The sequence below is a fragment of the Streptomyces sp. NPDC050806 genome (genome assembly GCF_055586425.1).
This window is the reverse complement of the sequence record NZ_JBVJIF010000007.1, coordinates 189,443-211,903: the sequence shown is the minus strand read 5'-3', so window position 1 is coordinate 211,903 and position 22,461 is coordinate 189,443. Positions and strand designations below refer to the sequence as shown.

16 protein-coding genes are annotated in these 22,461 nt (G+C 73.8%); 5 read left to right on the top strand and 11 right to left on the bottom strand.

From position 1 onward, the window contains the following. Positions 1-3: 3 nt before the first annotated feature. A complete protein-coding gene (locus ACZ6WH_RS23070) occupies positions 4-2,247 on the bottom strand; it encodes a hypothetical protein (RefSeq protein ID WP_469730163.1) in 2,244 nt (747 codons plus the stop codon). Positions 2,248-2,483: 236 nt separating this feature from the next. Then, a complete protein-coding gene (locus tag ACZ6WH_RS23065; RefSeq protein WP_469730161.1) occupies positions 2,484-3,872 on the bottom strand; it encodes a transcriptional regulator in 1,389 nt (462 codons plus the stop codon). A gap of 490 nt (positions 3,873-4,362) precedes the next feature. Here ACZ6WH_RS23065 and ACZ6WH_RS23060 point away from each other — a divergent pair, with 490 nt between their 5' ends. From ACZ6WH_RS23060 to ACZ6WH_RS23050, 3 genes are all read left to right on the top strand, one after another. Beyond that, entirely contained in the window at positions 4,363-5,037 is a 675-nt protein-coding gene (locus ACZ6WH_RS23060) for a bifunctional DNA primase/polymerase (protein ID WP_469730159.1), read from the top strand. An 820-nt stretch (positions 5,038-5,857) separates the two neighbouring features. Next, positions 5,858-6,658: an ABC transporter ATP-binding protein gene (locus tag ACZ6WH_RS23055; protein WP_469730157.1), complete on the top strand. Its 801-nt coding sequence runs from the start codon at positions 5,858-5,860 to the stop codon at positions 6,656-6,658. Continuing rightward, positions 6,655-8,301, top strand: coding sequence for a transporter (locus ACZ6WH_RS23050; protein ID WP_469730155.1), 1,647 nt, complete (start codon positions 6,655-6,657; stop codon positions 8,299-8,301). The genes ACZ6WH_RS23055 and ACZ6WH_RS23050 overlap by 4 nt, the downstream gene beginning before the upstream one ends. Positions 8,302-8,660: 359 nt before the next feature. On the opposite strand, the gene ACZ6WH_RS23045 is transcribed toward ACZ6WH_RS23050, so the two are convergent. Beyond that, on the bottom strand, positions 8,661-9,542 hold the full coding sequence (locus ACZ6WH_RS23045) for an alpha/beta fold hydrolase (protein WP_469730153.1): 882 nt from the start codon (positions 9,540-9,542) through the stop codon (positions 8,661-8,663). A gap of 739 nt (positions 9,543-10,281) precedes the next feature. Next, entirely contained in the window at positions 10,282-10,974 is a 693-nt protein-coding gene (locus ACZ6WH_RS23040; protein WP_361559360.1) for a metal-dependent transcriptional regulator, read from the bottom strand. 386 nt (positions 10,975-11,360) lie between these two features. Between ACZ6WH_RS23040 and ACZ6WH_RS23035 the strand changes: the two genes are divergently transcribed. Then, complete coding sequence (locus tag ACZ6WH_RS23035; RefSeq protein WP_361559357.1) at positions 11,361-12,125, top strand: SIS domain-containing protein; 765 nt, start codon at positions 11,361-11,363, stop codon at positions 12,123-12,125. A 77-nt stretch (positions 12,126-12,202) separates the two neighbouring features. Here the strand turns inward: ACZ6WH_RS23035 and ACZ6WH_RS23030 are convergent, their stop codons facing one another. Both ACZ6WH_RS23030 and pdxH read right to left on the bottom strand, forming a co-directional pair. Then, positions 12,203-13,558: a PAS domain-containing protein gene (locus ACZ6WH_RS23030; RefSeq protein WP_469730667.1), complete on the bottom strand. Its 1,356-nt coding sequence runs from the start codon at positions 13,556-13,558 to the stop codon at positions 12,203-12,205. 526 nt (positions 13,559-14,084) lie between these two features. Next, a complete protein-coding gene (pdxH, locus tag ACZ6WH_RS23025; RefSeq protein WP_469730151.1) occupies positions 14,085-14,765 on the bottom strand; it encodes a pyridoxamine 5'-phosphate oxidase in 681 nt (226 codons plus the stop codon). A 419-nt stretch (positions 14,766-15,184) separates the two neighbouring features. Here pdxH and ACZ6WH_RS23020 point away from each other — a divergent pair, with 419 nt between their 5' ends. Further along, positions 15,185-16,288, top strand: coding sequence for a citrate synthase 2 (locus tag ACZ6WH_RS23020; RefSeq protein WP_469730149.1), 1,104 nt, complete (start codon positions 15,185-15,187; stop codon positions 16,286-16,288). 60 nt (positions 16,289-16,348) lie between these two features. Here the strand turns inward: ACZ6WH_RS23020 and ACZ6WH_RS23015 are convergent, their stop codons facing one another. The 5 genes from ACZ6WH_RS23015 to ACZ6WH_RS22995 all read right to left on the bottom strand — a co-directional run bounded on the left by ACZ6WH_RS23015 (position 16,349) and on the right by ACZ6WH_RS22995 (position 22,446). Beyond that, a complete protein-coding gene (locus ACZ6WH_RS23015; RefSeq protein ID WP_469730147.1) occupies positions 16,349-16,954 on the bottom strand; it encodes a TetR/AcrR family transcriptional regulator in 606 nt (201 codons plus the stop codon). Further along, positions 16,942-17,712: an enoyl-CoA hydratase family protein gene (locus tag ACZ6WH_RS23010; RefSeq protein WP_469730145.1), complete on the bottom strand. Its 771-nt coding sequence runs from the start codon at positions 17,710-17,712 to the stop codon at positions 16,942-16,944. Before ACZ6WH_RS23010 ends, ACZ6WH_RS23015 begins: the two co-directional genes overlap by 13 nt. Then, entirely contained in the window at positions 17,709-19,292 is a 1,584-nt protein-coding gene (locus ACZ6WH_RS23005) for a 4-coumarate--CoA ligase family protein (RefSeq protein WP_469730143.1), read from the bottom strand. Before ACZ6WH_RS23005 ends, ACZ6WH_RS23010 begins: the two co-directional genes overlap by 4 nt. A gap of 81 nt (positions 19,293-19,373) precedes the next feature. Next, entirely contained in the window at positions 19,374-20,567 is a 1,194-nt protein-coding gene (locus tag ACZ6WH_RS23000) for an acyl-CoA dehydrogenase family protein (protein ID WP_469730141.1), read from the bottom strand. A gap of 25 nt (positions 20,568-20,592) precedes the next feature. After that, complete coding sequence (locus ACZ6WH_RS22995; protein ID WP_469730665.1) at positions 20,593-22,446, bottom strand: acetyl/propionyl/methylcrotonyl-CoA carboxylase subunit alpha; 1,854 nt, start codon at positions 22,444-22,446, stop codon at positions 20,593-20,595. Positions 22,447-22,461 lie beyond the last annotated feature (15 nt).

The window sequence follows — 22,461 nt, the reverse complement described above, 5'->3', positions numbered from 1 at the left end:
GCCTCAGAGCTGCTCGGGACTGTGCTCGGTCAGGCCGTACTTCTTCGCGATCGGGTTCCAGAGCTGCGCGGCTTCCTTCTTGTTCGTGGTCGCCTGGCCGCTGGCGGTGTTGCCCTGCACCGCCGCCTTGGTGCCGCGCGCCTTGCCCTTGTGGCAGCCCTTCTTGCCCGCGTGCGCGACCTGGTCGGCCCAGGTGGCGTAGTGGCTGTCGGCCGCTGCCGAGGACTTCCAGGCATTGGTCAGCGCGGTGGTCAGCGCGAGGTGGTCGGGCACCTGGTCGACCGAGAGCTTGCCCAGCCGGGTGACCAGGTCGTTGCGCTGCTTCGCCGCGTCCCGCAGGTCCTTGGCCGCGTCCCCGAGCTTGTTGCAGGACTTGATGTTCCCGACCGCGCCGATCACCGCGGAGCGGCTGTTGTTGCTGTCCTTGAGCAGCGCGTCCAGCTCCTTGGCCTGCGCCTCGGCCGGGTCCGCGGTCGGCGAGGGCTTCTCCTCCTGCGCCGCGCCCGCGGACGTCTTGCCGCTGTCCTTCTTGGCGCTGTCGTCGCCGCTGCCGCTGAGCGCGTAGCCGACGCCGAGCCCGGCGCCGACGCAGACCACCACGACGGCCCCGATGACGGCAGCGGGCGCGAGCTTGCGGCGGCGCCCGCCACCGCCGTGGCCCTGGCGGTCCTCGGTGGGGAACCCGCCCTGCGGCGGGAAGCCGCCCGGCTGTGGTGCCGGGCCCGGCTGCTGGGACGCCGCGGGCTGTGCCGCATACGGCTGACGCCCCCCGAAGCCCTGCGCTGCGGGCTCCTCGAAGCGCGGCATCTGCTGGGTGGAGGCCGGGGAGTCCGCCTCGGCGGCACCGGCCGGCGTGTCACGGAAAAGGCCGTCGAACTCGGCCGGGGTCGGCCGGTCCCCCGGCCTGCCCGGCCGGATGGCGAACGGCGCGCCCGGGGGCGGCTGCGGCGCACCGCCGCCGACCGGCGGGATGAGCTGGGTCGCCGCGTCGGTGCCGTCGGGCGAGGCGGGTGCCTTCGGCATCACCGGCCGCCGCAGCATCGTGGTGGACTCGGCGTCTCTCTCGGGCCGCTTGTTCTCGGGCGGCAGCGAGCCGGGCATCGGCCCGGGCGCCCCCTGCGCCGGCGGCATCGGCTGCGCGCCGGGACCGCCCTGGCCGCCCTGCCCCTGCCGGCCGGCGAAGGGCGGGATGAGCTGGGTCGCCTCGCTGTCCCCGGTGGCGGGCGGGATGAACTGGGTGGCCTCGCTGTCCCCGGCCGTGGGCGGCAGGTACTGGGTGGCGTCGGCGTCCCCCGCGGCGGGCGGCAGCGGGCCGGCGCCCTGCCCCGCGGCGGGCGGCAGCGGCGCGCCGGCGCCGGGCTGGTCGGCCGCGGGCGGCAGCGGCGCCGCGGGCTGCCGCTCGGCACGCACGAGCGCCCCGCCGGCACCGTTCCCGGCCCCGTCCGTACCGGACCGCTGCGGAGCGGAGGGCTGCTGCGGAGCGGCGGGCTCCTGGGGGTAGCCGTAGCCGGAGTGCGCACCGTTCGGGGCGGCGTCCTGGCCGCCCCCGAAGGCGTTCCGGTCGCCATAGGCGTTCTGCGCCCCGTGGGTGCCCTGGGAGCCGTAGCCCTCCTGGCCGGCGAACTGGGGCTGCTGGCCACCGTAGGACGCCTGCTGGCCACCGAAGGGCGCCTGCTGGCCGTACGTGTTCTGCGCGCCGCCGTAGAAGGGCTGCGTGCCCTGGGAGGGCTGCGCACCGTAGGAGGGCTGCTGCCCGTAGGCGCCCTGGGCGTCGCCGTACGAGGGCGCGGCGTCGTACGAAGGCGGGGCGTCGTACGAGGGCTGTGCGCCGTACCCGGACTGGGGCGCGCCGTACCCGGGCTGCTGCCCGTACGTGCCCTGCCCGCCGGGCGAGCCCTGGCCACCGCCGTACGAGGGCTGAGCACCGTACGAGCCCTGCGCGCCGTACGTGTCCTGGGCGCCCGGATAGCCCGGGCCGGCCGGCGGCTGACCCGGCGGCATCGGGGGCACCGGGGCCTGTCCCTGGGGCGGCGGCGGGTAGCCGCCCTGCTGCGGCGCCCCGTAGGAGTCCTGCTGCTGCGGCGCCTGGGACGGCCCCCAGGGCTCGCCCCACGGCTGACCGGCGGCGGGCGCGGACTGCTGGTCGGGCACGTACGGCTCGCCGCCGTTCGCGGGCAGCACCACGCCCTCGCGCGCGGGTCCGCCCGCAGCACTCTGCGGGTCGCCACCCTGTCCGCTCTGCGTCACCGGGACTCCTACTTCTGCTTCTTACGGAATCGTCGGCTCACGCTACCGGGTAGCAGTCACGTTCGACCACGTCGCCTGGTCATGGGCCACTTGACACCCAGCAGCCCCACACGGTGATGTCCGCAGATCCACGGATATGGGTGCCACACGACAGAACGGCACACAGCAGACGTCCGCCGCTCCCCCGAGGGGAGCGGCGGCACCGTCCTTCCGCGCCTGCGCCGGTACGCCTACGTCTACGCGGCCCGCAGTTCCAACCGCGCGGCGAACTCCCGCACCACCGCCTCTTCCCGGTACGGCTCCAACCGCGCCTGGAAGTCCTCCAGGTACTCCGTACCGCGCGAGGACCGCAGCCCGCTCAGCAACTCGGCCGCACGCGTACCCGTATGGCACGCCTGCTCGATCTCGCGCTGCTGCACCTGCGCGCTCGCCAGCAGCACCAGCCCGATCGCGCGCCGCCGCGCCCGGCTCTCGGGGAGCCCGGCGAGCGCCTGCTCGGCCTGCTGCCCGGCCGCGGTCGCCTGCCCCAGGTCCCGGTGGCAGTGGGCCAGTTCGTCGGCGAGGTAGGCGGGGTCGAAGTGCGCGATCCACGCCGGGTCGTCGCCCGCGTCCGTACCCGCCTCGGCCCGGTCCATCGCGCCGACCGCCCGCGCGGCCACGGTCTGGAACGCCCGCTCGTCCCCCATCAGCGCGTGCCCGCGCGCCTCGGCGGCACAGAACATCGCCTCGGCCCGCGGCGTCACATGCCCGCGCGAGCCTTCCTGGGCCGCCCGCGCGAGCTGGGCGATCTCCCGGGGGTTGCCGAGCGAGGCGGCGAGGTGGCTCATGCTCGCGGCGAGCACGTACCCGCCGTACCCGCGGTCGCCCGCCGCCTGGGCCAGCCGCAGCGCCTGGATGTAGTACCGCTGCGCCAGGCCGGGCTGCCCCGTGTCGACGGCCATGTACCCGCCCAGCTCGGTCAACCGGGCCACGGCGGCGAAGAGTTCGCGGCCGACCGACTCGCGGTACGAGCCGGCGAGCAGTCCGGAGACGACGCTGTTCAGGTAGTGCACGACGACCGGGCGGACGTGCCCGCTGCCGTACTGGTGGTCCAGCTCGCTGAGGGCGCTCGTCATCGAGCGCACCGCTTCGACATCCGAAAGCCCCACCCGGGCACCGGCGTTTCGCGCGACCTGGGTGTCGGCGCCGGTGATCAGCCAGTCGCGGCTCGGCTCGACCAGCGCGGACGCGGCGACGGTGGAGCCGCTGAGGAAGTCCCGGCGGCCCACGTCGCTCCGCCACAGCTCGCAGACCTGTTCTATCGCGCCGAGGACGGTGGGCGAGAACTGCAGCCCGACGCCGGAGGCGAGGTTCTTGCCGTCGGCCATGCCGATCTCGTCGATCGTGACCGTGCGCCCCAGCTTGCGGCCCAGCGCCTCGGCGATGATGGCGGGCGCCCGGCCGCGGGGCTGCTGGCCGCGCAGCCAACGGGCGACGGACGTCTTGTCGTAGCGCAGATCCAGACCGTGCTCGGCGCCGCATACGTTGACGCGGCGGGCGAGCCCGGCATTGGAACAGGCAGCTTCCTGGATGAGCGCCTGCAGCCGTTCGTTCGGCTGCCGCGCAACGAGTGGCCTGGCGGCCATGCTGTACCCCCTGTGTACTGCGGCGCGTTCACCGTCGAACGCCGTCCCCGTCCATCATTTCCCGCCCGTACCCGTGATATCCGTGATACCCGCCATATCCGAGTTGCTCGGGATATCAGAGGTATCAGCGATATCAGCGGTACCTTCCACATACCGCCAATTGCCCGCGAGGTCCGCTCCCTCCCTCCATGAGCTTCACTGCGTGCACGGCAGGTACGAGCACATACGGGAAAGCGCGCGGCGCCCGCCTTCTGTGTGCGTACGCGGCGCCGCCGTACCGGAACGCGTCCTTCGGGGACGCCCACACGGCCCACGGCCCGCCGCCGGGCGGCCTTCCCGCCCTCTCACGCAAGTGGCTACCCACCCTCCGCCGCACGGCCCCGTACGCGCCCCCGCCCGTGCATCCATGCGCCCCACATGCAAGAACGTTGCGCCGGGCCGTGCCACGGGTTGGCCGTAACCCTTGGTGACAGCGGAAGTTGTCACCTTCGTGGAACAGAGCAGCGGAGTCACTCAAGCCCCACAGGTCCCTCAGCAGCGCGGTGAGCGGCTGCTCGACATTGCGGTGCGTTACGCGGCGGAACGGCATTGGGACGTACTCCCCGGCGCATGGCTGGAAGACGACGGTGCGACGCCGTACTGCTCGTGCGGCGCCCGCGGCTGCCCCGCCCCCGGCGCCCACCCCCTGGCGGCCGACTGGACCACGGCCGCCACCGGCAGCACCTCGGTCGTCCACACCCTGTGGACGAAGAACCCCCGCGCGGCGATCCTGCTCCCGACGGGCCGCACCTTCGACGCGCTGGACGTGCCCGAGACCGCCGGCTGCCTGGCCATGGCCCGGATGGAACGGCGCGGCCTGCCGCTCGGCCCGGTCATCCGCACCCCCGCCCGCCGGATGCTCTTCCTCGTCCTCCCCGGCGCCGCCGCCAAGGTCCCGGACCGCGTACGGAAGCTGGGCTGGTCCTCCCTCGCCGGCCTCGACCTCATCATCCACGGCGAGGGCGCCTACCTCCCCGCGCCGCCCACCCGCACCGGCCGCCACGCCCCGGTCCAGTGGGCCGTTCCCCCCACCCCCGCCAACCGCTGGCTCCCCGACGCCGAAGACCTCCTCACCCCCCTCACCTACGCCTGCAGCCAAGAGGCCGCCGCCGTCCGCTCTTCCTGAACGCGGGGCCTTGCGGGGGGAGGGTGGAGCGGCGCCGGGACGGGGCCGAGGGCTGAGGCCACCGTTTCGGCGAACGGCAGCCGGCCCCTCCCCGCCGGAACGCCACTCCCCTCGCCCCACCGCCCCGGCCTCCCCTCCCAGCACCCCGGTAAGCCCTGCCCGAGCACGAGCCCACGGCCGCACTCCTCGAGCCCCCACGGATCCGCAGAGACGGCCCCGGGCTCAGTGGCAGAGCGGCCGGTGACGACGATCAGCAGTCGGCCGTGTCACGTAACCGACGCGGAGCTCGATATCCGTGCCAGCGTCCTGAACGGCGTTGGCGACCAACCCGCCGCACACACAATCGGGCATCTCCGCCGGACCGGGCAGCCGGCTGCCCGGCGACACGTACGAGGTGGCCCGCGGCCCCGTGCGCAGTACGGGCACAGGGCCGCGGTCGAATACGGCCCTTCGCCCCCGCGCGCAGCATGGTGCTCCGCGACTCGCAGGCTTGAGGACCGGTGGCGGCAGGGGGCGGGGGCAAGGGGGGCCAGGGGTGGTGGGAGGCGGGGGGCGGGGGCGGGGAGCGAGTCGGGAGCCGGGGGCCGGAGAGCGAGTCGGTAGCCGGGGTGGGGGCGGCTCGAGATAGCCCCCTCCGGGGCCCTCCCCCCTCCCCCCCCGGATGGTGATCTTGAGCTTCTGGTGGGGCATGCCCAGGCAATGCCTGGCCCGTGCTGGTTTGTGATCGGGCGCATATCGTGGGGCGTGGCGGGGGCGTGACCGGTCTCTGCCGTGACGTCTATCGACAGGGGAACCGGTGACGACCGAAGGTTCGGGTGCTGTGGAACAGGCTGGCACGGCGGCGGCGCCGGCTGCCGTGCGTATCCACAACCTCTGGAAGAAGTATGGAGATCACACCGCCGTCGCGGGAATCGATCTGACGCTGCCCGCCGGGCGGTTCATCGGGCTGGTGGGCCCGAACGGCGCGGGCAAGACCACCACGCTCTCCATGGTGACCGGCCTGCTGCGGCCGGACTCGGGGCAGGTGGAGATCGGCGGGCACGACGTCTGGCAGGACCCGGTCGCCGTGAAGTCCCGGATCGGCGTACTGCCCGAAGGACTGCGCCTGTTCGAGCGGCTGTCCGGCGCCGAACTCCTCTCGTACATCGGTCGGCTGCGGGGGCTGCCCGGCGACGAGGTGGACAAGCGGGCCGGTCAGCTGCTGGACGTGCTCGACCTGTCCGGCGCCCGGAACAAGCTGGTCGTCGACTACTCCACCGGTATGCGCAAGAAGATCGGGCTGGCGGCGGCGCTGCTGCACAACCCGGAGATCCTCTTCCTGGACGAGCCGTTCGAGGGGGTGGACCCCGTCTCGGCGCAGACCATCCGCGGCGTGCTGGAGCGGTACACCGGGTCCGGCGCGACCGTCGTCTTCTCCAGCCATGTGATGGAGCTGGTCGAGTCGCTGTGCGACTGGGTGGCCGTGATCGCGGGCGGGAAGATCCGCGCCGACGGGCCGCTCGCCCAGGTACGCGGCGACGCCCCCTCCCTCCAGGACGCCTTCCTCGAACTGGTCGGCGCGGGCGGCCGTGCGCGGGCCGGGCAGGACCTGGACTGGCTGGGCGGGAGCGGCACACGATGAGTACGCAGGTCCGAGCGGTGAGCCGGCAGTCGGCCGCGGGGTCGGCGCCCGCCCTCACCCCCCTCTTCGTACGGCTCAAGCTGTCGCTGCTGAAGAACGGCCTGCGGCAGTCCGCCGGCCGCACCGCCGCGTACATCGCCTCGATCGTCGTCACCCTGCTGATCGCCGCCGGGCTGCTGCTCGGGCTGATCCTGCTGCGCGGCGTGCCGGGCGCGCCGACGGTGGCCGTGCTGCTCACGGCGCTCGTCGCGCTCGGCTGGGCCGCGATGCCGCTGTTCTTCCCGAGCGGCGACGAGACGCTGGATCCGACGCGGCTGGTGATGCTGCCGCTGCGGCCCCGGCCGATGATCATTGCGCTGCTGGTCGCCTCGCTGATCGGCACCGGGCCGGTCTTCACGCTCGTCCTGGCGGCCGGTTCCGTGATCGCCGTGGCGCACGGCGCGGCGGCCGCGCTCGTCGGGGTCGTGGCGACGGTGCTGGTGCTCCTCGTGTGCGCGGCGCTGGCCCGCGCCATCGCCACCGCGAACGTACGGCTGCTCACCAGCCGCCGCGGCCGTGATCTCGCCGTCCTCAGCGGCCTGTTCGTGGCGGTCGGCGCGCAGGGCATCAACCTCGGCGCTTCGAAGCTCTCCGAGGCGCAGAGCCTGACGGTGCTGGAGCCGGTCTCCGATGTGCTGCGCTGGATCCCGCCGGCCTCGGCGGTGGACGCGGTGGCCGCGACGAGCGAGGGCGCGTACGGGCGTGCCGCGCTCGGGCTCGCGCTCACGGCGCTCGCGCTGGTGCTGCTCGTGTGGTGGTGGCTCCGCACCCTCACCCGGGTGATGACCTCGCCCGACTCCTCGACACTCCAGGCCGCGGAGACCGACAGCGGCCGCAAGCGCGCCGACAAGGCGGGCGGCGGCTGGTCGCGGCTGCTGCCGGGCGGCCGTACGGGGACCGTCATGCAGCGCACGCTGCGGTACGCGTGGCGTGACCCGAAGACGAAGATGGGCTGGGCCTCGGGGCTCGGCGTCGGCCTGCTCGTGCCCCTCGTGTCGGTCGTCCAGGGCAACGGCAGCGTCTACACCGCCTGCTGGGCAGCGGGGCTGCTCGGTATGCAGATGTACAACCAGTTCGGGCAGGACACCTCGGCGTTCTGGATGGTGGCCTCGACGATCTCCACGCGGCGCGACGCGTACGTGGAGCTGCGCGGGCGGGCGCTGGCGCTGTGCCTGGTCGCGGTGCCGTACGTGTCGCTGGTGGTGGTCGGCGCCGCGGCGCTGCTCGACAGCTGGGGCGAGTTCCCGGAGGCGTACGGGCTGGCGCTGGCGCTGCTGGGTGCGCTGATCGCCACGGGCGCTTTCGCCTCCGTCTTCTTCCCGTACTCGGTCCCGTCCGAGGGCAACAAGAACGTCGCCCCCGGGCAGGCCGGGCTCGCCTGGATCAGCATCCTGGGCGGGATGGTCGTGGGCGCGGTGCTCTGTGCCCCGATGGTGGGTCTGACGGTCGGCCTGCATGTGGCGGGGCTGAACGGGCTGCTGTGGCTGGTGCTGCCGACGGGTGTGGCGTACGGGGTGGGCGTGGCCTTCCTGGGGCTGTGGCTGAGCGCCCGTCATGTGCTGCGGCGGCTGCCGGAGATCCTGGTGGCGGTGAGCCGGGGCTAGGTCGCGTCCCTGGCGTCCCTGGGGCTGTTGGGGCCGGGCTGCCGGGCCGGCGGCGGTCGGCCCTACGCGCGGGGCCTCGCCGCCTCCGCACAGGGACTCGCCGCCCTCCACGCGGAGCCTCGCCGCTCACCGCGCCGGGCCTCGCCGCTCACCGCGCCGGGTCTCGCCGCTCACCGCGCCGGGCCTCGCCGCTCACCGCGCCGGGCCTCGCCGCCCTCCGCGCCGGGCCTCGCCGCTCACCGTCGAACGTGTGCCCCGGAGCTCGGGCTCCGGGGCACACTCATGTCCGGTCGACGGCCCCCTGGTGACCTCCGCAGACCTTTGGCGAAAGCTTCCGCCCCGGCTCGGCAGCGGTGCCGTCAGGCCGGGAGGGCCGTATGCAGGAACGGTTCCAGGCAGCGGCGCCAGTCCTCGGGGCGCTCCCACGGGACGAGGTGGCCGGCGTCGGAGATCTCGGCGTACGCGCCGCGCGGGAGGACGCGGACCATCTCCTGCGCCTCGGCGCGGCCCAGTTCGCCGTCGAGGCCGCGGACGACCAGGGTGGGGCACTCCACCAGCGCCAGTTCCTCCCAGTGCGCGTCGTGCACCCAGGCCTCGCGGACGGCGAGCATCTGGCGGCGGGAGAAGACCGGGCGCCAGCCGTCGGCGCGCTCGGCCATCACCTCGGCGAAGAACTCGCCGCGGGCCGGCCGGGGCCGCTCCAGCGTGGGGTCGTCCTCGCCGAACCACTTGCGGACGTCGGCGAGGGTGGCGAAGGGGACCGGCCAGGAGCGGAACCACTCCTCCCATTCGCGCTGCGAGGCCGCGCCCAGCGCGGAGGCCCGCATGTCGCAGATGACCAGAGCGCTGACGAGGTCGGGCCGCCGGGCGGCGAGCTGCCAGGCGGTGAGTGCTCCCATGGAATGGCCGATAAGTGCCACCGGCGCGAGGTGCAGCTCCTCGATGGCGGCGATGGCGTCGTCCACGTATGTCAGGCGGTCGAACGGCCCGTCACCGGGCTTCTCGCTGCGGCCGTGGCCCCGTTGGTCCAGGCCCACGGGGCGGTAGCGCGCGCCGAGCCAGCGGGCGGTCTCCGCCCAGTGCGCCGCCCGTCCCATCAGGCCGTGCAGGAGCAGCACACCGGGACCTCGTCCGTTGCGCTTCTGCTCCGATCCCTCGCCGTAGGCCTTGGGAGGGTCGGTGAACTCCCAGGCCGCGAGCCGTACGCCCCCGCTACCGGTCACGTCGATGCGCCGCACCATTGCTTGGCACCCCCATCCGTCCCCTTGAGCAGCCCCACACTATCGAACCCATATTCGAATATACTGCCGTCGCGTCTCAACACCCCTCGTACGAGTGACCATGCTCAAGGATTGGCCGCCCGCGGCAGGGAAAGAGTGTGAGCGGGAGGCGGGCCCTGACGGGAAGAGGGCCCGCGGGGGAAGACCCTGAGAGCTCGGGGCTCCGGGTCTTCGCGGGGGGACATGGGGAGGCAGGGCCCCGGCTGCTCGCAGCGCCGGGGCCCCTGCTGTCCGTGGCCCCCCAGCCAGGCGATGCTTCCGTCCGCGGACTCATCCGAGCCCCCTCCCCAAGGGGTCACGACGGCCGGCCGGATGTGTTCCCCGCGCACCCGCCGACGCCCGTCCCCAGGTCCTCAACGCCTCACGCCCATGCGCCCACGCGCATGTGACAGCGCCAGGGTGACACGGAGCCGCGCCCACCGCTCGCATTCCGCCAAGTCCACGGCGGGCGGGCGGCCGGAGCGCGCCTTGGTACAGGCAATTGCTCCAGGTCAGGGGCGCAAAAGAGACGGAAGGGGCGGCGAAAAAATCTTCGCGGAACGGCGAAGCGGAACATGCCCCGGGAAACGGCGGTGAAGCCGTCGCACCGGGTGGGCGCCTGCGCAGGCATTGCGGAAGCGGCGCCCCACCGGTGAAGCGGAGCGGCGGTACGCGGACGGAGCGACCGCCGGAACGGCGCCGGCGAGCGGGCCGGAAGAGGTCAGCGCTTCGCCACGAAGACGTGCTGCGCGATGTCGGTGGCCAGCTCGGCGGCCTCGCCGCTGCTGCCGACCAGCACCCCGGCCGACGACTCCGTCACGCTCACCACGGCCCCCGGCTGCACCCCGGCGCGCCGCAGGGTGTACATCAGCTGGGCGTCCGTCTGGATGGGCTCGCCGATCCGCCGTACGACGACGGTCTTGCCGTCGGCGCCCGGGTCGAGGTCCATCAGGCTCAGCAGGCCCTCGTCCAGGAACGCATCGGCCTCGGCCTTCTCGCCCAGCTCGTCCAGGCCCGGGATGGGATTGCCGTACGGCGACTCGGTCGGGTGGCGCAGCAGCTCCAGGACGCGGCGCTCGACCGCCTCGCTCATGACGTGCTCCCAGCGGCAGGCCTCGGCGTGCACCTGCTCCCACTCCAGGCCGATCACGTCGACGAGCAGGCACTCGGCGAGCCGGTGCTTGCGCATCACGCGCGTCGCCAGGCGGCGGCCCTCCTCGGTCAGCTCCAGATGCCGGTCGCCGGCGACCTGGACCAGGCCGTCCCGCTCCATGCGGGCGACGGTCTGGCTGACCGTCGGACCGCTCTGGTCGAGCCGCTCGGCGATCCGAGCGCGCATCGGGACCACACCTTCCTCTTCCAGTTCGAGGATGGTGCGGAGATACATCTCCGTGGTGTCGATCAGTCCGGACATGCGTGCCCCTCGGCTGTGTCGTGCGATGGCCCTGGACTCAATTCTGACGCATCCCACCGACAACGGTGCCGCCCGTGGGCCGAAGGGCGGTCGGGAGCGCTGCCCGGAAGCGGCCGTCGAGCGGCCGTCCGGCCCGTGACCTGGGCCGTACGCACGGCGTTCGCCATGCGTCGGAACCTTTCGGCCCTACGGTACGGGCGCCGTATTGACAGGGCACTGGTCCAGACCGCAACGTGAGCCGCGCCACGACCGCGGAACCGGCCACGACCATGCGCCACAGGAGCGACCGTGTACCGCTGCGGGCGGCCGTGCACCACTGCGGCGCGGGACGCCCGTCCGGTTCCGACCGGCCGGACGGGACCATACGAGGAGAGGGGCGCTCCGCGATGGGCGGAAGCGAGAGCAACGGGCTGGCCGGGCAGTTCTTCGACGCGGCGATCGACCTGCTGCGTACGGTGCGCGACACCGAGGGCGAGCGGATCGTCGAGGCGGGGACGCTGATCGCCGACACCGTGGCGGCCGGCGGCCGGATCTTCTGCTTCGGCGCCGGGCACTCCTCGCTGCCCGCCCAGGACACGGTCTACCGGGCCGGCGGCCTGGCGGTGATGAACCTGCTGGCCGTACCGGGGGTGGTGGGCGTCGACGTGATGCCCGCGACGCTGGGCAGCGCCCTGGAGCGGGTCGACGGGCTGGCCGCCGCCGTCCTGGACTCCAGCCCGGCGCGGGCCGGCGACCTGCTGGTGATCATCTCGCTGTCCGGCCGGAACGCGCTGCCCGTGGAAATGGCGCTGAACGCCCGCGCGCTGGGCCTGAAGGTCATCGGGCTGACCTCGGTCGGGTACGCGGACGGCACCAAGTCGCGGCATGTCTCCGGCACGTTCCTCAAGGACCACTGCGACATCGTGCTGGACAGCCGGATCCCGGTCGGCGACGCGGAGCTGACCGCGCCGGGCATCGAGGCGCCGTTCGCGCCCGCCTCCACCGTCGTCACCAGCGCGATCATGCAGGCGGTCGTGGCGACCGCGGCGGGGACGCTCGCGGAGCGCGGCATCGACCCGCCGCTGCTCCGCTCGGGGAACGTCGACGGCGGCCACGAGTGGAACGGCCGGGTCATGCGCGAGTACGCGGACCGGATCTTCTACCGGCACTGAGAGAGCCGGGCTCCGCTGCCGAGCGCCCCGGAGCACCGGAGGGACGGGGCGCGGGGCCGGGCCCACGCGCCCCGGCGTCATCTCTTGCCCAGCGCGTCCGCCAGGTCCAGGGACGCGGCGATGCGGGAGGCGACGTCCTCGGCGTACGCGGCGTCCGCGCGGTCGAAGGGGCGGCGGGAGGCGCCGCGCAGGAAGGTGGCCACCCCCACCGTCCGGCCCCGGCTGCGCAGCACCACGCACAGGCCGTGCACCGTCCCCTCGGGCCACTTGCGGGCCGCCGCCCAGCCCTCGGGCGAGGCCGAGAGACCCGCGCTGGCCCGGACCGAGCCGCGGCGCCGGTACGCCTGGACGGCCGGGTGGCCCGGTACGTACGCCAGCGGGATGCCGGTGGCGGCGACCGGCTGGGAGGGGCCGGGCGCGCCCGCGGGCGAGGCGAGGGCCCGGACCAGGCGGGGCGCTGGGTCCCCGGTGTCGTCGGGCGGCGCGCCCACGTCCGCGTCCTCGATGGGCGTGGTCGTGTCCAGCCCGGAGAGCGGCGGGCCGGCGGGCGACGGTACGGCCGCCAGGTCGACCAGGCCGTGGTCGGCGAAGCCGGCGAGCGCGAAGTCCAGCTGGACGGCGGCTGCCTCCATCGGGTCCTCGCACTCGGCGGCGGCACGGCCCGCGCGGTGCAGCTGATGGGCGCGGAAGCGCTGCAGCGAGCTGTCCTGTTCGCCGCGCTTGATGTCGGTGATGTCCTGGAAGAGCCAGCCGACGCCGAGCGGTACGGGCTCCTCGGCGAGCGGGGACGCCAGCCGCAGGAAGCCGCTGCGCCAGCAACGGCGGGGCTCCTCCGCCTCCTCGGAGCGCAGCGTCACCCACAGTTCGGTGGCGGCCGGGGGCGCGCCCTCGGCCAGGACGTGCTGGAGGGCGCCCTCCAGTTCCTCGACGCCCTGGGCGAGCAGGTCCCCCAGCGGGCGCCCGAGTACGTGCGTACGCCCCAGCCCCAGGGCGCGCGCGGCGTGGGCGTTGACGACGGCGGGGCGCAGGTCGGCGTCGACGAGGACCACGCCCCAGGACGCGTCGTCGAAGAGGGCTTCGCTGAGCGCGATGGAGCGTTCGAGGTCGATCTGCGTGTGCACCTCGCTGAACGCGCAGTACACCCCGGCGGGCGCGCCGTCGGTGCCGGTGACGGCGGAGGACTGGGTACGGACCAGGACCCGGCCGCCGTCCTTGGTGAGCAGCGCGAACTCGTGCACCTGGCGGCCCGGCGCGGTCATGGCGCCCATCAGGGCCGCGTGCACCTCGTCGGCGTCCTCGGCGCGTACGGCCCAGCCGGCCAGGCCGGCGCGGCCGACCGCTTCGGCGGTGGTCCAGCCGAGGATGCGTTCGGCCTCGCGGTTCCAGTGGGTGACGGTGCCGTCGGCGTCGAAGGCGCACAGGGCGGCATCCATGCCGTCCAGGAGTGCGGCGAGCAGGCCGGAGTCCTCGCTGTCGGGCGGGGGCGGATCCGCGTCGGCCTCCTGGTCGTGGCGCTGGTCCGGGCGGCCCGGTTCTCCGGGCAGCGCGGCGTTGAAGTGGCGGGACGAAGCAGTCACTGGCACCCCCTGCTGGACGCGGCTGCACGTGCTGCACGTCGGATCATTCAACTGGAACGTGATGCAGCCCACACCCCATTCCGTAAAATCTCCGCCCGCCGGAAATTCGGTTGTGGAGGGCCGGAGGGGTTCTTAGTGTGTGGAGCACACGAGAAGGGAGGTGGTTCGGCAGATGTATGCACACCGGACGCGTGAGGTGGCTGCGGGCTAGCGGCCCGTCGCTTCACTCAGTGCAGCGCCGGACCAGCGCACGAGAGCTGTGCGCAGCCGGCCAATCCCAAGCAGTCACCCGACCCGCGGGCCGCCGGTTCGTCCGACCGGCCCCCGGCGCCTGCCGGCGCCGGGGAGATGGCCCGCGGGTCGTCTGCGTTCTCCCCTCGCCCTACGGCGCGAGGCGCTCCACGGCCCAGCCACCGCCCGGCGCGCGGACGTACCGCAGCCGGTCGTGCAGGCGGTTCTCGCGCCCCTGCCAGAACTCCACGCTCTCGGCGGCGACCCGGTAGCCGCCCCAGTGGGCCGGCGCGGGCACCTGCTCGCCCTCGGGGTAGCGGGCCGCGAGGTCGGCGTACGCCCGTTCCAGCTCCGCCCGGGAGCCGACCACCGAGGACTGCTCGCTGGCCCAGGCGCCCAGCTGGGAGCCGTGCGGGCGGGTGCGGAAGTAGGCGGCGGTCTCGTCGCGGCCGATGCGCTCCGCGGTGCCCCCGACGATGACCTGGCGGGCGAGCGGGTGCCAGGGGAACAGCAGCGAGACGGCCGGATTCCGCCCCAGTTCGCGGCCCTTGCGGCTGGTGTAGTTGCTGAAGAAGACGAAGCCCCGGTCGTCGAACGCCTTCAGCAGGACGGTGCGGGAACTGGGCCGCCCGTCCTCGTCGGCGGTGGAGACGACCATGGCGTTGGGCTCGTGCATGCCGCTCGCGGCCGCCTCCTTGAACCAGCGCGCGAACTGCTCGTACGGAGTGCCCGCGAGGTCCTCCTCGCTGAGGCCGTGCGCGCGGTACTGGGCGCGCATCGAGGCGGGGTCGGGGTGGGCTGCGGATGCGGCGTCGGCAGGGTGCACGGGCATATCTTGCAGCATCCTGCGGGCAGTACGGACCGGCGACGGCCGGCCCGTGCGCCACTCGCGGCCCGGCAGTCTGCCCGTCTTCGGGGGTGCGTAACCCTCCCGTCAGGAAATCGCACAGTGTGCCGGATGTCACGCTTCCCCGCACGTGCGGAACCCACCAAAATCATCTGGTGGGGCGCTGTGGACTCCGGACATCCGGAGATATGGTGTCCGCCCCTGAACGCACTGAACGCCGGAACCGAACCGGTGACGCACCGTCACCGCCCGCGGTCCGACCGGAATGCGGGGACCGCCGGGCGAGCGAGAGCAGTCCAGGCAAGGAGTACCGACGACCGCATCACACGTGACCGCACGGCCCCGACCGCACGGCACCGTGGCCACGAGCCGCGCCGCCGTCCCTAGCTTGAGGAGCTTGCCTGATGTCCGACTTCGTACCCGGGCTCGAAGGAGTCGTCGCGTTCGAGACGGAGATCGCCGAACCTGACAAGGAAGGCGGCTCGCTGCGGTACCGCGGCGTCGACATCGAAGACCTGGTCGGCCATGTGTCGTTCGGGAACGTGTGGGGCCTGCTGGTCGACGGGGCCTTCAACCCGGGCCTGCCGCCCGCCGAGCCGTTCCCCATTCCGGTGCACTCCGGTGACATCCGGGTGGACGTGCAGTCCGCGCTCGCCATGCTCGCGCCCGTGTGGGGCCTGAAGCCGCTGCTGGACATCGACGAGGCCGAGGCGCGCGACAACCTCGCGCGGGCCGCCGTCATGGCCCTCTCGTACGTGGCCCAGTCGGCGCGCGGCCAGGGCCTGCCGATGGTCCCGCAGAAGGAGATCGACAAGGCGGAGACCGTCGTCGAGCGCTTCATGAAGCGGTGGCGCGGCGAGCCCGACCCCAAGCACGTGAAGGCCGTCGACGCGTACTGGACGTCGGCCGCCGAGCACGGCATGAACGCCTCCACCTTCACCGCCCGCGTCATCGCCTCCACCGGCGCCGACGTGGCCGCGGCGCTCTCGGGTGCGGTGGGCGCGATGTCCGGTCCGCTGCACGGCGGCGCGCCGTCCCGCGTGCTGGGCATGATCGAGGAGATCGAGCGCACCGGCGACGCGAAGGCGTACGTGAAGAACGCGCTGGACCGCGGCGAGCGGCTGATGGGCTTCGGGCACCGCGTGTACCGCGCGGAGGACCCGCGCGCCCGCGTGCTGCGGCGGACGGCCAAGGAGCTGGGCGCGCCCCGCTTCGAGGTCGCCGAGGCGCTGGAGAAGGCGGCGCTGGAGGAGCTGCACAACCGCCGCCCCGACCGGGTGCTGGCGACGAACGTGGAGTTCTGGGCGGCGATCACGCTGGACTTCGCCGAGGTCCCTGCGCACATGTTCACCTCGATGTTCACGTGTGCCCGTACCGCCGGGTGGAGCGCGCACATCCTGGAGCAGAAGCGGACGGGCCGGCTGGTGCGGCCGTCAGCGCGGTACGTGGGCCCCGCGGCCCGCAGCCCGCGCGACATCTCGGGTTACGGGGACATCGCGGGCCGCTGACGGCCGGCGGTACTCGGCACATCGGCCGAAGGGACGGGCGCCCCGGCGGGGCGCCCGTCCTCATGTCCGCAGCGCCTCGTCCAGCAGCAGTGCCCACTGCGCCACCACTCGCTCGCGGCGGGTCGTGTCGTCGCTGAGGAGGGTGGCGAGGCCCAGGCCGCGGGCCATGTCCAGCAGGCCCTGGACGGTCTCCCGCACGCCGGGGACGGTCTCGTCGGCGCCCAGCAGTTCCACGGCGATGCGGTGCGACTCGCGGCCGACCCTGGCCTCCAGTTCGGTGACCCGGCCGTGCAGCTGGTCCTCGTTGGCGGCGGCGACCCAGAGGTGGAGCGCGGCCCGGAAGAGCGGGCCCGTGTAGAGGTCGACGACGGCGCTGACCACGGCCCGGCGGTCGGCCGGCGCGGAGGCGGGGAAGAGGGCGCGCAGCGCGTGCGAGCGCTCCTCGGCGACGTACTCGACGGCCGCGGTGAAGAGGTCCTCACGGGTGGGGAAGTGGTGCTGCGCCGCGCCCCGGGAGACGCCCGCGCGCTCCGCCACGACGGACACCGTGGAGCCCGCCCAGCCGTGTTCGGCGAGGCAGGAGACGGCCGCTTCCAGCAGCTTGCGGCGGGTGGCGCGGCTGCGGTCCTGCTGCGGTTCCTTGGGGGCGCGGGTCACTGTGCCCATGACGGCTCCCGGCGCTCCAGGAACGCGGTCATGCCCTCGCGGGCCTCCTCGGAGGAGAAGAGGCGGACGGACTGTTCGGCGAGCGCGTCGGTGTCCCGGTCGAAGGCGCGCAGCACGCCGGCGGAGGTGAGCTTCTTGGACTCCGCCAGGCCCTGCGGCGAGCCCTTGCGCAGGCCCTCCAGCACCGGTTCCAGCGCCGCGTCGACGTCCTCGGCGGCCAGCGTCACCAGGCCCGTCCGGGCCGCCTCGGCGGCGTCGAAGCGCTCGCCGGTGAGGTAGTAGCGGGTGGCGGCGCGTGCGTCCATGCGCGGCAGTACGGGCATGGAGATGACGGCGGGGGCCAGGCCGAGCCGCGCCTCGGTGAAGGCGAAGGTCGCGCCGGGCCCGGCCACGGAGATGTCGCAGGCGGCGAGCAGCCCGAGCCCCCCGGCCCGTACGTGCCCGGTGACGCGCGCGACGACCGGGACCGGCAGGCCGACGATCTCGCGCAGCAGCCGGGCCAGCCCGAGCGGGCCGTCCCCGGCCGCGCCGGACGTCGCCTCGGAGAGGTCGGCGCCGGCGCAGAAGGTGGTGCCGGTGTGGGTGAGGACGACGGCGCGGGTGCCGGGGTCGGCCACGGCGTCCGCGAGGCCCTGCCGCAGTTCGGTGACCAGGCGGGCGGAGAGCGCGTTGCGGTTGCCGGGCGAGTCCAGGGTGAGCGTGGTGATGCCGCGCTCGTGTGCCCGCGGCACCAGGGGGGTCTCGGGTGCGTCGGTCATGAGTCCTGCGAACTCCTTTCCCGGGCGCGGAGTTCGCGCCGCAGGATCTTGCCGGTGGCGGCGCGCGGTACGGCGTCCGTGAACTCCACCCGCCGGATCTTCTTGTAGGGGGCCACCCGGTCTGCAACGTACGCGATGATCTCCCGCTCGGTGAGCAGGGCCCCCGGTTGCGGTACGACGTACGCCTTGGGTATCTCATTGCCGTCGGCGTCGGTGACGCCGATGACGGCCGCGTCGGCGATGTCCTCGTGCTGCAGCAGCAGGGCCTCCAGGTCGGCGGGGGCCACCTGGTACCCCTTGTACTTGATCAGCTCCTTGACCCGGTCGACGACGTGCAGCCAGCCGTCCGCGTCGCAGTGGCCGATGTCGCCGGTGTGCAGCCAGCCGTCGGCGTCGATCATGGCGTCGGTGGCCTCGGGGCGTCCCAGGTAGCCCTTCATGACCTGCGGGCCGCGGATGAGGATCTCGCCGGTGTCGCCGGTGCCGAGGTCGGCGCCGCCGTCCAGGCCGACGATGCGCATTTCGGTGCCGGGCAGCAGCTTGCCGACCGCGCCGGGCGGCGCCTGGCGGGCGTCCCGCGGGACGACATGGGTGCCGGGCGAGAGCTCGGTCATGCCGTACGCCTGGAGGACCGGCGGCAGCTTCAGGCGCGCGGCGCAGGCGGCGGCCAGCTCGGCGTCGAGCGGCGCCGCGGCGCTGAGCAGGTACTCCAGCGACGAGAGGTCTCTGCCCTCGACGGCCGGGTGCTTGGCGAGCGCGAGGACGATGGGCGGGGCCACGTAGACGGCGGTGACCCGGTACTTCTCGATGGCGCCGAGGAAGCTGTCGAGGTCGAAGCGGGGCAGCACGACGACCGTGGCGCCCTTCCGCAGCGGGGCGTTCATCAGCGCCGTGTAGCCGTAGATGTGGAACATCGGGAGTACGGCCAGGACCCGGTCGCCGGGGCCGGCGGTGAGGACGCCGTCGAGCTGGACGAGGTTGGTGGCGATGTTGCGGTGGGTGAGCATCACGCCCTTGGGCGCGCCGGTGGTGCCGGAGGAGTACGGCAGGCACGCCAGGTCCTCGGCGGGGTCGAGGGCGACCTGCGGCTCGGGCGCGCCGGTGGCCAGCAGGTCGGGCAGGGACCGGTGGCCCGGGGCGCCGTCGCAGACGAAGATCTCGGTGACGCCGCCGCACTTCTCGGCGGCCGTACGGGCCGTCGGCAGCAGCGCGGAGACCGTCACCAGCCAGCGGGCGCCGGAGTCGTGGAGCTGCTTGGCGACCTCGTCGGCGGTGGCCAGCGGGTGGACGGGCGTCACGGCGGCGCCGCAGCGGGAGGCGGCATAGCAGACGACGGGGTAGGCGACGGAGTTCGGGCTGTGCAGGGCGAGGACGTCGCCCTTGCGGATGCCCGCCTCGGCGAAGGCCGCGGCCAGGCGGCGGGTGCGGGCGTCCAGTTCGGCGTAGGTGAGGGTGGTGCCGGTCAGGCCGTCGATGAGGGCCGGCCGGTCGCCGTGCTCGGGGGCCGACCGGCCCAGTACGGCTTCGTGGATCGGCAGGTCGAGGGGGGCGACGCCGGGGTACTCGCTGCGGAACACCATGGACTCACTGCCCTTCGCTCGGTGGTCGGCAGCCGGCTTCTGCGGCTGCGGTGTCGGACGGTGTTCCGCAGCATGGCGGTCTCAGTAGGACTTGGGGAGACCCAGGGACTGGTGGGAGACAAAGTTGAGGATCATCTCCCGGCTGACCGGGGCGATTCTGGCCACCCGGGCCGCGGTGATCATCGAGGCGAGGCCGTACTCCGCGGTGAGGCCGTTGCCGCCGAGGGTGTGCACGGCCTGGTCGACGGTCTTCACCGCGGCCTCCCCCGCCGCGTACTTGGCCATGTTGGCGGCCTCGCCCGCGCCCATGTCGTCGCCGCTGTCGTAGAGATGGGCCGCCTTGTGCATCATCAGCCGGGCCAGCTCGATGTCGATGTGGCACTGGGCGAGCGGGTGGGCGATGGCCTGGTGGGCGCCGACGGGCACCTTCCAGACCTGCCGGTCGCGGGCGTACTCCAGGGCCCGGCCCAGGGCGTAGCGGGCCATGCCGAGGGCGAACGCTGCGGTCATGATGCGCTCGGGGTTGAGCCCGGCGAAGAGCTGGAGGAGACCGGCGTCCTCTCCCCCACTGCCGAAAGCGTGGGAGGGGCCCCCACCCACCAGCGCGTCGGCGGGCAGCTTCACATCGTCCAGCACCAGCTCGAACTGCTTCTCCGGCGCCGCCAGTTCCATGTCGATCGGGCTGCGGGAGAAGCCCGGCGCTTCGCGCGGGACGATGAAGAGACAGGGCTTGAGCTTGCCCGTCTTCGCGTCCTCCGTACGGCCGACGATCAGCGTGGCCTCGGCGATGTCGACGCCGGAGATGAAGACCTTGCGGCCGTTGAGTATCCAGCCGCCGGTCTCCGGGTCGCGGCGCGCCGTGGTGGTGATGCGGTGCGAGTTGGAGCCGGCGTCGGGCTCGGTGATGCCGAACGCCATCTTGCGGGAGCCGTCGGCGAGACCGGGCAGCCACTGCCGCTTCTGCTCCTCGGTGCCGAAGCGGGCGATGACGGTGCCGCAGATGGCGGGCGAGACCACGAGCATCAGCAGGGGGCAGCCGGCCGCGCCCAGCTCCTCCAGGACGATGGCGAGTTCGGTGATGCCGCCGCCTCCGCCGCCGTGCTCCTCGGGCAGGTTGACGCCCAGGTAGCCGAGCTTGGCGGCCTCGGCCCAGAGATCGTCGGTGTGCTTGCCCTCGGCGACGACGCGGGTGAAGTACTCGCGTCCGTACCGCTTGCCGAGCGCGGCGACGGCCGCGCGGAGGGCCTGCTGCTCTTCGGTTTCGATCAGGCTCACGGGGTGCTCCTTCGAGGGGTGTCGGTCAGTCGGAAACGACGGCCAGGAGGGCGCCCACCTCGACCTGGCGGCCGGGCTCGGCGTGCAGTGCCGTCACCGTCCCGGTCGCAGGCGCAGTGATCTTGTGTTCCATCTTCATCGCCTCCAGCCACAGCAGCGGCTGCCCGGCCGCCACGCGGGCCCCCTCGGTGACCCCGTCCGCGACGCGGACCACCGTGCCGGGCATCGGCGCCAGCAGCGATCCGGGTTCCTGGCGGGCCGTGGGGTCGGGGAAGCGGGGCAGCGCGGTGAGGGCCGTGGCGCCGAGCGGGGAGTCGACGTACACCCGGTCGCCGTGGACGGCGACCTCGTAGGTGCGGCGCACCCCGCCGGACTCCAGGACGACACGGTCGGCCGAGACCGCCACGACCTGCACGCCGTCCGCCGTGAGGCCGTCGCGGGTGTGCCAATAGCGCGCCTCGTGCTCCTCGCCGTCCGCCTCGGTGCGGTACCGCTTGACCTGCGGCTGGGAGGGCACGTTGCGCCAGCCGCCGAAGCGCGAACGGCCGTGCGTGTCGGCGAGCGCTGCGGCCAGTGGCGCGTGCGGGTCGGGGGCGGCGGCCGTGAGCGCGGGCAGGTGGCGGTCGTAGAAGCCGGTGTCCATGGCGGCGCCGGTGAACTCCGGGTGGCGCAGGGAACGTACGAGCAGGTCGCGGTTGGTCACCGGCCCGTGGACGCGGGCCCGCTCCAGGGTGCCCGCCAGTATGCGGACGGCGGCGGCGCGGGTGGGTGCCCAGGCGACGGCCTTGGCGAGCATCGGGTCGTAGTGGATGCCGATGGTGTCGCCGTCGGCGCAGCCGGAGTCCAGGCGGACGCCGGGGACGTCGAGACGGTGCAGGGTGCCGGTCTGCGGGGCCCAGCCGGCGGCCGGGTCCTCGGCGTAGAGGCGGGCCTCGACGGCGTGGCCGCGCGGCTCCGGCGGGGTGTCCGGCAGCGCCTCGCCCTCGGCGACGCGGAGCTGGAGCGCGACCAGGTCGATGCCGAAGATCTCCTCGGTCACCGGGTGTTCGACCTGGAGGCGGGTGTTCATCTCCAGGAAGTGGGCGGTGGAGCCGACGACGAGGAACTCGACGGTGCCCGCGCCGCGGTAGTCGGTGGCGCGCGCCGCGCGTACCGCCATCTCGTACAGCGTTTCCGTCAGTTCCGGTGTGAGGCCGGGCGCCGGTGCCTCCTCGATGACCTTCTGGTGGCGGCGCTGGAGGGAGCAGTCGCGAGTGCCCAGCGGCCAGACGGTGCCGTGCGCGTCGGCGAGGATCTGCACCTCGACGTGGCGGCCGTCCTCGATGTACGGCTCGACGAACACCTCGCCGTCGCCGAAGGCGCTGGCGGCCTCCGCGCGGGCCGCCGCCAGCTCGCCGTCCAGGTCGGCCAGGTCGCGGACGACACGCATGCCGCGGCCGCCGCCGCCCGCCGCCGCCTTCACCAGCACCGGCAGATCGTCCGCCGTGACCTCGGCGAGCGGGGCGATGCCCATCAGCTCCTTGGCCCGGGTCTTGGACGCCATCGCCTCGATGGCGGCGGGCGGCGGGCCGACCCAGGTCAGGCCGGCGTCGGCGACCGCGGTGGCGAACTCCGCGTTCTCGGAGAGGAAGCCGTAGCCGGGGTGGACGGCGTCGGCCCCGGCGTCCAGTGCGGCCTTCACGATCAGGTCGCCCCGCAGGTACGTGTCGGCGGGCGCGTCCCCCGGGAGCCGTACGGCCGCGTCCGCCTCCCTGACGTGCGGCGCTCCGGCGTCCGCGTCGGAGTGCACGGCGACGGTGGCGATGCCCAGCTCCCGGCAGGTGCGGAAGACCCGGCGGGCGATCTCGCCGCGGTTGGCGACGAGGAGAGAAGAGATCACGGAGGTCATGAGGTC

What these genes read in the sequence shown, in the direction of transcription:
- ACZ6WH_RS23065 (WP_469730161.1), bottom strand. Translation starts at nt 3,872, where the DNA reads ATGGCCGCCAGGCCACTCGTTGCGCGGCAGCCGAACGAACGGCTGCAG.
- ACZ6WH_RS23050 (WP_469730155.1), top strand. Translation starts at nt 6,655, where the DNA reads ATGAGTACGCAGGTCCGAGCGGTGAGCCGGCAGTCGGCCGCGGGGTCG.
- ACZ6WH_RS23045 (WP_469730153.1), bottom strand. Translation starts at nt 9,542, where the DNA reads ATGGTGCGGCGCATCGACGTGACCGGTAGCGGGGGCGTACGGCTCGCG.
- ACZ6WH_RS23040 (WP_361559360.1), bottom strand. Translation starts at nt 10,974, where the DNA reads ATGTCCGGACTGATCGACACCACGGAGATGTATCTCCGCACCATCCTC.
- ACZ6WH_RS23035 (WP_361559357.1), top strand. Translation starts at nt 11,361, where the DNA reads ATGGGCGGAAGCGAGAGCAACGGGCTGGCCGGGCAGTTCTTCGACGCG.
- ACZ6WH_RS23030 (WP_469730667.1), bottom strand. Translation starts at nt 13,558, where the DNA reads ATGGATGCCGCCCTGTGCGCCTTCGACGCCGACGGCACCGTCACCCAC.
- pdxH (WP_469730151.1), bottom strand. Translation starts at nt 14,765, where the DNA reads ATGCCCGTGCACCCTGCCGACGCCGCATCCGCAGCCCACCCCGACCCC.
- ACZ6WH_RS23020 (WP_469730149.1), top strand. Translation starts at nt 15,185, where the DNA reads ATGTCCGACTTCGTACCCGGGCTCGAAGGAGTCGTCGCGTTCGAGACG.
- ACZ6WH_RS23015 (WP_469730147.1), bottom strand. Translation starts at nt 16,954, where the DNA reads ATGGGCACAGTGACCCGCGCCCCCAAGGAACCGCAGCAGGACCGCAGC.
- ACZ6WH_RS23010 (WP_469730145.1), bottom strand. Translation starts at nt 17,712, where the DNA reads ATGACCGACGCACCCGAGACCCCCCTGGTGCCGCGGGCACACGAGCGC.
- ACZ6WH_RS23005 (WP_469730143.1), bottom strand. Translation starts at nt 19,292, where the DNA reads ATGGTGTTCCGCAGCGAGTACCCCGGCGTCGCCCCCCTCGACCTGCCG.